This is a genomic window from Mannheimia indoligenes (genome assembly GCF_036880405.1).
Lineage (GTDB): Bacteria > Pseudomonadota > Gammaproteobacteria > Enterobacterales > Pasteurellaceae > Mannheimia > Mannheimia indoligenes.
Map to the genome: position 1 here is coordinate 284,197 of NZ_JBAJJM010000007.1, position 12,778 is coordinate 296,974.

Consider the following 12,778-nt stretch of genomic DNA (forward strand, 5'->3'; position numbering starts at 1 on the left):
ATATATATAAATCAATAAGTTAATTTTCACCTTAAAAATTTCACTCCAAAAGAATTATTGAAAATGTGATCCATACCTCATTTTTAAATGGAGTAAAATTTCATTAAAAATTCATAACATATTGATTTTTAATGATTTTATAAAAGTTCCCTAAAACCCTCGAAATTTGACGAAAAAAATTTATTTGTGTAAATTTCGCCACAACAAGGGAACACTTTGTGTTACACGATTTTTAACGTTGCTAGGTAACTAGCTTGTTGAAACTTTAACTACTACTATAAGGAAAACATTATGAAAAAAACATTTCTTGCATTAGCAGTTGCAGCAATGGCTGCCAGTGGGGCAAACGCAACCGTTATCTATCAACAAGACGGTACTAAAATTGATGTTGATGGTCGCCTTGCATTAGAAGTTATTAAAGCTAAAGACAAACGTACTGACGTTCTTGACAGAGGTTCACGTGTGCGTTTCCGTGCATTCCAAGAACTTACCGGTGGTTATGAAGCTTTAGCAGTAGCAGAATTACGTTTCTCTAATGCAAATGGTATTGGTAACGATATTCGTGCACATCGTTTATTCGGTGGTGTTCAACACAAAGATATCGGTTCTTTAACTTTTGGTAAACAATTAGTATTAGGCGACCATATTCCTAAAGCAAACTACACTTGGGAAATGGGCGGAAACGTATTCTTAGATGCTCACGGTAAAGCATTACACTTTATGTCTGCAAAATTTAACGGTGTTCGTGTAGCTGCAGACTACTATGTGGGTAACTCAAATAAACAAGCAGTAGATGCAGGTCAAGGTTTCCAATTCGGTTTATTCTATGATGGTGAATTAGGCGATGCAAAAGTACGCTTCGGTTCAGGCTACGGTGAATTAACTGCGGCTAAAGCTGGTGCATCAATTACAAACTGTACCGCTACAGTATTAACGTTAGAAGGTAACAGAGTATGTATTAAAGAAACCGTTACTACAGGCAAAGAAGAAGAATTCAAACGTAAATTTGCAGGTGTAGGTTTTGATATCAATTACGGTAACTTTACCACAGGTATTGACTGGGCTTACGCTAAATCACCAAAAGGTCAAGCAGCAAATACATTCCAAACATTTGGTGTGAAAAAATTTGAGAAAATCAACCGCTTTGACGTAGGTGTGAAATTAGCAGTAACGCCACAAAATAATATCTATGGTGGTGTATTATTCGGTAACGGTCAAAACGCTGGTGAAGCTAAAGCGAAAAACTTAGGTTGGAAACTTGGTGTTGATCACAAATTCAACAAATTCGTTGCTATTTACCTAGAAGGTGGTAAAGCTAGAACCAAACAAGCAGGTAAAACTATTGAAGACAATAGCAGAATCGGCTTAGGTACTCGTATCACATTCTAATCTTAAAAATTCACCTTAGTTTAATTAGCCACTCGAAAGAGTGGCTTTTTTATCGCCTAAAATCGATACAACTGAGTGTTAATTTATTTAATTCTTTCTAACTTTTCAATTAATTGAGCTTCAGGTATAGATTGAATTTTTCGCATTTGCCAAAGTAATAATCCCCCCGCCAAACTTAAGCCAATGCAAAACACCAGCCAAAACCCCTGTGCAGCCATTGGTTGTACAATCCAATCGGTTCTTGCCAAAATATAACCAAGCGGCATACTCACCACCCAATAACAGAAAATAGTTACATATAAAATAGGTTGAGTGTGTTTGTAACCACGTAAAATACCATTTGCTACTGCTTGAATGGCATCGGGAATTTGGTAAACCGCTGCGAAAATCAGTAAATGTGCTGTAATTGCAATAGATACAGGATTACTAGTAAAGGCAAGTGGAATAACATTTTTCAGCAAAATAATAATGATAGCTGCAATAATCGCTAAGATAGCAGCGGTAATAAGTGAGTGATAGCTTAGCACTTTCGCTCTTTCTACATTTTTTTCGCCTAACGTTTGCCCAATCATAATCGTAGTTGCAATTCCAAATGACATCGGGATCATAAAAAACAGCGAACTGGTTTGTAAAGCTGCTTGGTGGCTTGCAACGACTTGCGAGCCAAGTGGTGAAAGAAAGAGTGCAGAGGTTGAAAACAACATTACTTCGGTAAAAATTGCAAAAGCAATCGGCAAACCTAATTTGCAAAGTTTTAGTAAAATTTGACCGCTTGGTGCTTCAAGCCATTTTTCAAATAATTTAATGTCTTTTTGTGCCGGGTTATGGTAGCAATAATGCAGCATTAAAAAGAACATAATCCAGTTTATAATCGCTGTTGCTACTCCACAGCCTACCGCCCCCATTTCAGGTAAACCCAATTTACCAAAAATGAAAATATAGTTAAGCGGAATATTAAGCAATAAGCCGAAAAAGGTAATTCGCATTGCAGGTCTTGGGTTAGAGAGTCCATCGTTCATACAACGCAAAGCTACACCAAGTAAAGCAGGAATTAACCCTACTGCCATTACCGCTAAATATTGCTGTGATTTAATTGAAAACTGAGCGGGTGTTTCCATTAAATCTAAAATCAGATGGCTGTTTAAAAAAATAGTCATCAGTGGAATAGACATTACAAATACAATCCAATAGCCTTGTCGTACTTGGTTTGCAATTAAATGACGGTTGCTAGAACCGTTTAAGTACGAAACAGTAGGTGTAATGGCGTTTAGAAGCCCTAACACAAATAGGAAGAGCGGAAAGTAAATAGAATTACTAACTGCAATTGCAGAAACATCATCATCGCTTACCAAGCCAGCCATCACAATATCAGCTAAGCCCATTCCGGAGGCGGAAAGCTGGGAAATAAAAATCGGCAGCGATAATTTAAATAATTTACGGGCATTTTCCGGATATTCTTGCCATCTTAAATTCATAGTAACCTCTTAAAATCTAGGCGGACTTATTATTCTACCTTAGAAAGCGGTCGTTTTTTTCAAAATTTTTGCAACTTTTTACAACCAAAGAAAAAGCCTCCGGAAATTGCTCTCCAGAGGCTTAATAATCAATCAGCAATTATTTTGCTGCTTTTAACTCTTGGTAGTATTTTTCGTAAAGTTCAATAGCATCACCTACGTCATCTTGCCATTGAGATTTTTGTAACACTTCAGCTGATGGATAAATTGCTGGATCTTCTGTAATCTCTTTTGGTAACGTTTTTAATGCCTCAACGTTTGAAGTCGGATAACCAATCGCTAATGTTAATTTCTCAGCTACTTTTGCACTTAATAAGTAGTTAATTAATTTATGTGCATTTTCTTTATTTTTTGCACTTGCTGGAATTGCTAAAGTATCTACCCAAAGTACCGGTCCTTCTTGTGGGAATACCATATCAACAGGTGCATTTTCTTTCTTCGCAATACGAACAGAACCATTCCATAATTGACCTACAGAAACCTCACCTGAAATAAATGAGTTAGCCGGATTGTCTGAAGTAAATGAAAGTACGTTTGGACGTAATTTTTTCAATTCTTCATAAGCTGCTTTGATCTCGTCTGGATCTGTAGTATTTGGATTTTTACCTAATTTTAATAATGCGATATTGAACACTTCACGAGCATCATCTAATAATTGGATTTTATTAGCAAATTCAGGTTTCCATAAATCGCCCCAAGAGGTGAAAGCATCGCCTTTATAATCAGCAGTATTAAACGCAATACCCGGTGCTCCTAATAATTGCGGTAATGAGTATTTATTACCCTGGTCATAAGGTTTATTTAACCAGTCTGAGTTTAATTCTTTAATAACCGGTAGTTGAGCGTGATCTAATTCCGCTAACATCCCTTCTTTTGCCATTTTAGAAACAAAGTAGTTTGATGGAGCGATAACATCGTAACCGCCATCTTTACCTTGTAATTTTAATTTAGCGTACATTGTTTCGTTAGATTCAAGACTTGAAACTTCTACTTTAATGCCCGTTTCTTTGGTAAATTCATCTAACAAGCCTTCAGGTACATATTCAGTCCAAGTATAAAGGTGAACTGTTTGATTTGTTGCTTGAGGTTTCGCTTCCGCAGCCGCTTTTGGTTCTGCTGCTTTTTCTTCATTACACGCTGTTAATGCAACTGTTGCTAAACCTGCTGCAAATAAACCCGCTAATTTTTTCATTTAAGTTTCTCCGTTAAAAGAAAGTGAGTAAAAAATATAGCCTTGCCTAAGGGCGTTAAAGACTAGCGAATTTTAAGCCACCCCCTAGATTTTGCAAGCCTTTTCTTATTAAAAATGTAATTTTTGGCAAAAAACTTTATGATGAGCTTGAAATCCCTTAATTTATCGCTATATTAAGGAAGATTTATAATTTCCAAATTAGGCTTTAAGAGGATTAAAAATGACCACTCAAAATGAAAACTTACAAGACGAAGTAAAACAAGAAGAAATTCAACCTGAAGTTGTAAATGAAGAAGCTCAGCAAGAAGAAAATGCCCCTCAAGAAGATCCTTTAGCTCTTGCTCAAGCTCGAATTACTGAATTAGAAACTTATATTGCAGAAGCCGATAAACGTGAACAGGATATTCAACTTCGTGCACAGGCAGAAATTCAAAATATTCGTCGCCGTACCGAACAAGATGTGGAAAAAGCTCACAAATTTGCGTTAGAAAAATTTTCTAAAGAGCTATTAAATGTAGTTGATAACCTAGAACGTGGTTTAGATGCATTAGATAAAGCAGTTACCGATGAAACAACTCAAGCCTTAGTAGACGGAGTTGAAATGACCCATAAAGAGTTTATCAATATATTGGCGAAATTCGGCGTAGTGGCAATGGGCGAAGTGGGTGAAGCCTTTAATCCGGAACTCCACGAAGCCATTTCTATGCAACCGGCAGAAGGCATTGAAACAAACCATATCAGCACCGTATTGCAAAAAGGTTACACCTTACACGGTCGTGTAATCCGCCCTGCAATGGTAATGGTTGCCGCTTAATTCCAATTTTTCGACTCAGATCGCAAAATTAGCCAAAATGTCCTTTTGTAGCTGTGCTAAATTTAGCCTGTCATTCAATAACAAAAGGAGCTAAAAGTGGAAACAACGATGAGCCTACGATTTGACAAATTACGCTTTGTGAAAAAGCTACAAGAAGCGAACCAATCTCCGGAAATTGCAGAAGCTTTTGCCGATGCTCTTGATGATGCATTGGAACAAAGCCAATCGGCATTAGCTACTAAGCAAGATCTTAAAGAGCTAAAAGCAGAAATTCGAACTGAAATTTCTCAGCTTGAAGTAAGATTAACATCATCAATGTATAAAATGGCAGGTTTTATTTTGGCTGGCGTCGGCGTTCTTATGGGGCTGATGAAATTCATCAACTAACCAACTCTAATTCTCCCTTATCTCTCTGAGATAAGGGATTTTACATTTTTAAATAACTATGACATTACAATTTAACTCTGTTGCCCTACTGTTAGTTGTACTAATTGTACTGGGCTTAGTCAGCCAAAACAATGCCGTTACAATTTCCGCCGCAGTATTGCTGATTATGCAACAAACGCTACTCTCTAAATATATTCCTTTTATCGATCAATATGGTTTAAAAATCGGGATCATTATTTTAACTATTGGTGTACTTAGCCCTCTGGTTTCAGGGCGAATTATGCTCCCTGAACTCAATCAGTTATTGAACTGGAAAATGCTGGTGTCTATTATTGCCGGTGTACTGGTGGCGTGGCTTGGAGGACGCGGCGTGGGCTTGATGGGCAATCAACCTGTTTTAGTAACAGGCTTACTCATCGGCACGATTATTGGCGTTGCATTATTTAAGGGAGTCCCCGTTGGTCCACTCATCGCTGCAGGCATTTTATCGTTGATCATTGGGAAAGTATAGCAGGAAGTGATGAAAAAGAATTTGCGAAAAAATGAAGAAAATCAACCGCTTGTAAAACTGGAAAATATCACAACGAGCGATTTTCGTCGCCTACTTGGCAGATTAAAAGGAGCAGAAAATATTAAAAATGAAGCTAACAAGCGGTCAGTTTTAGACGAAATTTTGCAAGATCTAACCGCTTGCCAAGCTCGCTTTTTTATCCGCCAAACCCACGCCCAAAATCTAAAAATTGACTATCCGGATCTGCCTGTTTCCGCTCGCCGTGAGGAAATTTTAAAGCTGATTGCTGAAAATCAAGTGGTCGTAATTGCTGGTGAAACCGGTTCGGGTAAAACTACCCAATTACCGAAAATGTGTTTGGAACTCGGACGAGGCGTAAAAGGATTAATCGGACATACTCAACCCCGCCGAATTGCAGCTCAATCTGTGGCAACCCGTATTGCTGAAGAGCTGAAATCAGAGCTGGGTGAGACTGTCGGTTACAAAGTCCGTTTTAACGATCAAGTAAGTGAAAACAGCTTAGTTAAACTGATGACAGACGGTATTTTACTGGCTGAAATTCAGCACGACCGATATCTTAATCAATATGACACCCTGATTATTGACGAAGCCCACGAACGTTCGCTGAACAACGATTTCATCTTGGGCTATTTAAAACAAATTCTGCATAAACGCCCTGATCTGAAAGTAATCATTACCTCAGCCACCATTGATGTAGAACGCTTTTCCAAACATTTTAACAATGCCCCTATTATTGAAGTGTCTGGGCGAACTTTCCCTGTTGAAGTTCGCTACCGACCAATTGTAGAAGAAGAGGAGCAAGACCAATTACAAGGTATTTTAAATGCCGTTGATGAGCTACAGTCTGAAGGAAGAGGCGATATTCTGATTTTTATGAACGGCGAACGGGAAATCCGTGATACAGCCGAAGCTCTACAAAAGCAGGAGCTTCGCCATACCGAAATTCTGCCACTTTACGCTCGCTTGTCAGCTACGGAGCAACAACGAATTTTCCAGCCGAGTGGTGGGTTAAACCGCATTATTTTAGCCACTAATGTAGCGGAAACCTCACTGACAATCCCGAATATTAAATATGTAATCGACACCGGCACGGCTCGTATTTCCCGCTACAGCTATCGCACCAAAGTACAACGCTTACCGATTGAACCGATTTCCCAAGCCTCTGCTAATCAGCGAAAAGGGCGTTGTGGGCGTATTTCGGAAGGGATCTGCATCCGTCTCTATTCAGAAGAGGATTTCAACGCTCGTCCGCAATTTACCGATCCGGAAATTTTACGAACCAACCTCGCGTCTGTCATTTTGCAAATGACCTCGCTCGGGCTGAGTGATATTGCATCTTTCCCATTTGTCGATGCACCTGATAGCCGTCAAATTCAAGATGGGATTAGGTTGTTGGAAGAGTTGCAAGCAATTATTCCTAACCGAAACGGAGCTCGCCTGTCTACACATAAATTGACACTAATCGGTAAACAGCTCGCTCAACTACCTGTCGATCCTCGTTTAGGCAGAATGATTATTGAGGCATCGAAAAACGGTTCATTGCACGAAGTAATGATGATCGTTTCCGCTCTCTCTATCCAAGATCCGAGAGAACGCCCACAGGAGAAACAACAGTCCGCAGACGATAAACATCGCCGCTTTGCCGATAAAGAGAGCGATTTCTTGGCATTTGTGAACCTTTGGCATTTCATTCAAACGCAACAAAAAGAGTTATCGAAAAATCAATTCCGCAATCTCTGCCGTAAGGATTATTTAAACTATAATCGTGTGCGGGAATGGCAGGATATTTACCACCAACTCCGTCTAGCCGTGCGTGAAATGGGGCTAAAAATTAACAGTGAAGCTGCCACTTATCAGCCGATTCATACTGCCCTTCTCACAGGGCTACTCTCGCATATCGGTTTGAAAGATAATGAGAAAATGCACTATTTAGGGGCAAGAAATGCTCACTTCTTCATTTTCCCGAACTCCGTGCTTTTCAAAAAGCAGCCGAAATGGGTAATGGCAGCAGAACTGGTAGAAACCACCAAACTTTGGGGACGAATGGTTGCTCGCATTGAGCCGGAATGGATTGAGCCATTGGCAGTACATTTAACCAAATCCAGTTACAGCGAACCACACTGGGCGAAGTCCAAAGGAGCGGTGATGGCATCTGAAAAAGTGTCGCTATTTGGCATTCCGATTGTAACAAATCGCCCTGTTAATTATGGCTCAATTGACCCAAGCATCAGCCGTGAAATTTTTGTCCGCTCAGCACTGGTGGAAGGTGAATGGCATAATAATTACAAATTTTTCAAAGAAAACAACCGCTTGATCCGCGAAGTAGAGGCAATGGAGCATAAATCTCGCCGCCGTGATATTTTAGTGGACGAGCAGGTACTGTTCGAATTTTACGATCAACGAATAGGTACAGAGGTAGTGTCTGCCAAACACTTTGATACTTGGTGGAAAAAGGCTTCGAAAAGCGATCCTGAGCTACTGAACTTTGAAAAATCGTTCTTGATTAACGACAATGCTAACTTGGCGAGCGAGTTGGATTTCCCGAATTTCTGGTATCAAGATAATCTTAAATTAAAACTTAGCTATCAATTTGAGGTGGGTAAAGATCACGATGGCGTAACGGTGCATATTCCATTGCCATTACTCAACCAAGTCGAGCCTGATGGTTTCGACTGGCAAATTCCGGGGCTTCGCCACGAGTTAATCGTTTCTTTGATCAAAAGTCTACCAAAGTCATTACGCCGCAACTTTGTGCCAGCTCCTAACTATGCTGATGCCTTTTTAGGGCGAGTTGAGCCGTTTAAAAAACCATTATTGGAAAGTTTAAGCTATGAACTTCGTCGAATGACCGGCGTATTGGTTGAGGCTGAACAGTGGGACATCAGCCAACTACCGCCGCATTTGCGAATGACTTTCCGTGTGGTAGACGACAAAGGCAAAAAATTACAAGAGAGCGAGAATTTAGACGAGCTGAAATTTGCTCTCAAAGATGAAGTGCAGAATACGCTTTCAAATATCGCTGATGACGGCATTGAGCAAAGCGGTGTGCATATTTGGAATTTTGCCGAGTTACCGCAATTCTACGAACAGAAGAAAGCCCATTTCAGTGTGAAAGCCTACCCTGCGATTGTCGATGAACAGAGTACAGTGGGCGTGAAACTATTTGAAACGGAATTTGAACAGGCTCGGGCAATGCAGGCTGGTTTACGCCGTTTATTGTTGCTCAATGTGCCTTCACCAATCAAATATCTACACGAAAAACTACCGAATAAAGCTAAGCTCGGCTTATATTTTGCCCCATTCGGCAAAGTGATAGAACTGATTGACGACTGTATCGCCTGTGCGGTGGATAAGTTGATTGGGGAATTCGGCGGTTTTGTATGGACTGAGGAGAAATTCAACGAACTGCACGAATACGTACGAGCAAATCTTAATGATACCACTGTTGATATTGCAAAACAGGTTGAAAAATGTTTAACGTTGGCGTATGAGCTGAATAAACGCCTAAAAGGCAAATTGGATTTCACAATGGCATTTGCATTAAGTGATATTAAAGCCCAAATTGATGGATTGATTTATCCGGAATTTGTAACCAAAACCGGATATCAAAGGTTAAGCGATTTACACCGCTATTTAACCGCCATTGAGCGCCGTTTAGATAAACTGGTAGTTGATAGCAATACTGACCGAGCCAAAATGTTACGCGTCGAACAAGTCCAAGAAGCCTATAAGCAACTTTTAAGCAAACTGCCAAAATCTAAGCCAATGCCTGATGAAGTGCAGGAAATTCGATATATGATCGAGGAACTACGGGTCAGCCTATTTGCTCAACAGCTTGGTACAAAGTATCCGATTTCTGATAAGAGAATTTTAAATACAATTAATGATCTAAAAAAATAACTATCAGCCTTACTATTTGCTAGAAGGAGGAATATGCAAATTGCATATTCCTCCTTTTTATATTCTAAAAGAAAGCAAGCTTGCTACATTTAATCTATTATTTTCAATAAAAACAAAAAATATGCTAAATAATTAATACAATATTTTTGATCCTTATCAATAATATATGATAATTATTTGCAATAATATTTTATAGGTCTAAAATACCCTTCCTAAAATTAAGGAGATAATAAAATGCTTAAAACAAAACCCTATTTTCATAAAAGTTTGATTGCTATCAGTTTATCTAGTTTTTTATCTGTGGCTTATGCACAGCAGCAACAAATAAATAATCCTCATTCTCTTGTTAATTTATCTGAGCAAATAAGTGCAAAATATAGTGGGAAAAACGTCAAGTTAGGGGTATTAGACGGTGGATTTATAGTTAAGCACCCATTTTCCGGTAAAAGAATTACGCCATTAAAATTCCAATTAACCACACCAGAAGGCGAATTACGCACCTATGATCCAACTTACCCTCAGCTTGAAGTTACTAAAACGGAAAAAGAGGGGCAACCAGCACTACAAATAGGGTACGAAGTGCACGGTGCAAGTGTTACTGGCGTGATATCAGCAAAATCAGATGAAAAACTTGGATTTAAAGGAGGTATTGCTAAAGATGCAGATGTTTACATTTCTACCAATACACGTAAACGAAGTCTAGAAGAACTTTTGGCAGAAGCTAAAAAAGAGCAAGAAGGTGAAGAACAGGATGAAAAAGAACCTAGTTTAAGTGAATTAGCCGAATCTGACTTATTAATTGGTACCGATAAAGATATGGTATTTGAACGTTCAGAATGGGCAACTGCATTAAATAAACTTATTGATAAAAAACTTTTTGCTATTAACAACAGTTGGAATATTGATCCTGTCAGTGATGATATCAAGGTAATTGATAAATTTTATCAACCCGTAAAGAAATCTACAGATCACCCTCTAATTCAAGCATTAATGAATGCAAAAGAGAAAGATGCACTACTTGTGTTCGCAACAGGTAATGAAAAGAAAAAACAACCTGGTGTAATGGCGATGATGCCTCGCTATTTCCCGGAATTAGAACGTATATATCTTGCAGTTGCTGCTGTTGATAATAAGAAAAAAATTACTGAATATTCTAATCACTGTGGTGTGAGTAAAAACTGGTGTTTGACTGCACCGGGAGATTTGCACGTCCTAAATGCAACACCTGATGAAAATAAAAAACCAATATATAGCCTTCTAGCATCTAACGGTACATCTATTGCTGCTCCCGTTGTTACAGGAGCGTTAGCAATAGTGAAGGAAAGATTTGATTATCTGACACCTTCACAAATTCGTGATACTGTACTCACTACAGCAACCGACTTAGGCGAAAAAGGTGTTGATAGTGTATATGGTTGGGGGCTTCTAAATGTAGAAAAAGCACTTAATGGACCTATGCAATTTTTAAGTGATGAAGCAGTTAATGTTTCCCGAGATGATCGTTGGACAAATAATTTCTCTAGCCGATTTAAATTTACAAAAACAGGAAATAAATCCTTAAGTCTTGATGGTAATAATACCTTTACAGATCTTTCTGTTGAAAAAGGTGAGCTAGACTTAAATGGTAAAACAACCGCGAATAAAATCACTAATAATGCAACTTTAGGTGTAAATCATACCACTATCAAACAAAGTTATACTTCATCTAATGATAGCCAATTAACTGTTTTAGGAAAGATTGGGGTAGTTGCTCAAGGGCAAACAACGGTTCAATTAGCAGGTTCTCTTAAAATTGATGATCGGTTAACAGAAATAGCAAAGGCGGGAGACATTTCTGCTAATGTACTACAACTAAAAGACAACTCTTCTTATCAAGGAGGTTTTGATCATCTGTCTGAAAATACGAATTTAACTGCTCGCGGTTTAAGGCAGGATCTTTATTTTAATAACAAAGGCATTGTTGCAAAAGTAAACAGCAATAAGCCAATTGCAGATAAATATGCCGATGCAAATGGGCAGACAGGATTACATTTGCTAAATAATTTAAGAAATAGCCCGCTTGCTTATCGTCGAGGTTTTTATAATGATTGGCTTCAAGGTGCATTAGAACATAATAAGTTAGATGATCTTCATTATGCTGTATCTAACCATATTTACGCTGAAAGCATTGAGCTACTGCGTAGCCAAAATGCAAAAGGTTTAGAACAAGCTCAACATAATCTTTTTATAGCGTATCATTCTCCGCTAAAAACCAATGTATGGACAGGACACCTACAGCAAAAACAGTCATCTAATGATAAGAATAATACGGAGATCAAGCAACATCAGTCCCTATTAGGTGTAAGCCATAAATTAAATGATAAAGCATTATTAACCGTACAGTTCTCCCAACAAAAAGATAAGCTAAATAAACTATATGCAGAAGCAGAATTGAAGCAAACTACACTAAATCTTGGCTTACGTTATGATTTAGCAGATCGTTGGTTCAGTGAAACAGCGATACAATTTGGGCGTCAAAAATATCGACAAACTCGCCAATTTAAAAATGAGCAGTTAGGAAAAGCAGATAATAGAGGTTCAAGTGTTGGTGGAGAAATTCGACTTGGTTATCAATTTATACCAAATCAATGGATTATTGAACCAAGCCTTGGGTTACAATTGACACAAACTAAAATGAACAACTTGAATGAAACTGGTGTATTAGCCTCTCGTACAAAATCTATTCGCTACAATGACGTGAATGTTGTACCAAGTGTAAAATTACAACGCAAATTCCAATTTGATAATGGGAGTATTTCTCCATATATTGGCTTAAGCTATCTCCACAGATTAAATGGGAAAACCACCAATATTAATAGTCAAATTGCAGACTATACTCTTCATAGTCAAGCGAAGATTAAACGTTCAAACTACTTAAATAGTGAAATTGGAGCGAAATTACAATATAAAAATTGGTTTGCCTCCGCTAATTTGAGCTATGATCGTTTTAAATCTACTCACAATTTAGGCTGGAAAGCATACATCGGATTAAATTTCTAAATCTCACTTAA

Annotated in this window: 8 protein-coding genes; 6 read left to right on the forward strand and 2 right to left on the reverse strand. The window is 38.4% G+C overall.

Translation table 11 applies throughout. The annotated features are described in order from the left end of the window. Nucleotides 1-291: 291 nt before the first annotated feature. On the forward strand, nt 292-1,389 hold the full coding sequence (locus V6W77_RS06470) for a porin (RefSeq protein WP_283385639.1): 1,098 nt from the start codon (nt 292-294) through the stop codon (nt 1,387-1,389). Between the two features lie 83 nt (nt 1,390-1,472). Here the strand turns inward: V6W77_RS06470 and V6W77_RS06475 are convergent, their stop codons facing one another. Then, nucleotides 1,473-2,864, reverse strand: a complete 1,392-nt coding sequence (locus V6W77_RS06475; protein ID WP_334254143.1) for an MATE family efflux transporter — start codon at nt 2,862-2,864, stop codon at nt 1,473-1,475. Nucleotides 2,865-3,003: 139 nt separating this feature from the next. After that, nucleotides 3,004-4,095, reverse strand: a complete 1,092-nt coding sequence (locus tag V6W77_RS06480; RefSeq protein WP_334254144.1) for an extracellular solute-binding protein — start codon at nt 4,093-4,095, stop codon at nt 3,004-3,006. Nucleotides 4,096-4,315: 220 nt separating this feature from the next. On the opposite strand from V6W77_RS06480, the gene grpE reads away from it, so the two are divergent. The 5 genes from grpE to V6W77_RS06505 all read left to right on the forward strand — a co-directional run bounded on the left by grpE (nt 4,316) and on the right by V6W77_RS06505 (nt 12,767). Next, nucleotides 4,316-4,909 (forward strand): nucleotide exchange factor GrpE, encoded by a 594-nt coding sequence (gene grpE / locus V6W77_RS06485; RefSeq protein ID WP_334254145.1) that lies wholly within the window; start codon nt 4,316-4,318, stop codon nt 4,907-4,909. A 96-nt stretch (nt 4,910-5,005) separates the two neighbouring features. Beyond that, nucleotides 5,006-5,296, forward strand: coding sequence for a CCDC90 family protein (locus V6W77_RS06490; protein WP_025236270.1), 291 nt, complete (start codon nt 5,006-5,008; stop codon nt 5,294-5,296). A gap of 58 nt (nt 5,297-5,354) precedes the next feature. After that, nucleotides 5,355-5,807, forward strand: a complete 453-nt coding sequence (locus V6W77_RS06495; RefSeq protein WP_025217050.1) for a DUF441 domain-containing protein — start codon at nt 5,355-5,357, stop codon at nt 5,805-5,807. A 9-nt stretch (nt 5,808-5,816) separates the two neighbouring features. Further along, nucleotides 5,817-9,728 (forward strand): ATP-dependent RNA helicase HrpA, encoded by a 3,912-nt coding sequence (hrpA, locus tag V6W77_RS06500; RefSeq protein WP_334254146.1) that lies wholly within the window; start codon nt 5,817-5,819, stop codon nt 9,726-9,728. A 234-nt stretch (nt 9,729-9,962) separates the two neighbouring features. Then, the gene (locus tag V6W77_RS06505) at nt 9,963-12,767 is read left to right on the forward strand and encodes a S8 family peptidase (RefSeq protein WP_334254147.1); all 2,805 of its coding nucleotides are present in this window, start codon (nt 9,963-9,965) and stop codon (nt 12,765-12,767) included. Nucleotides 12,768-12,778: the final 11 nt, after the last annotated feature.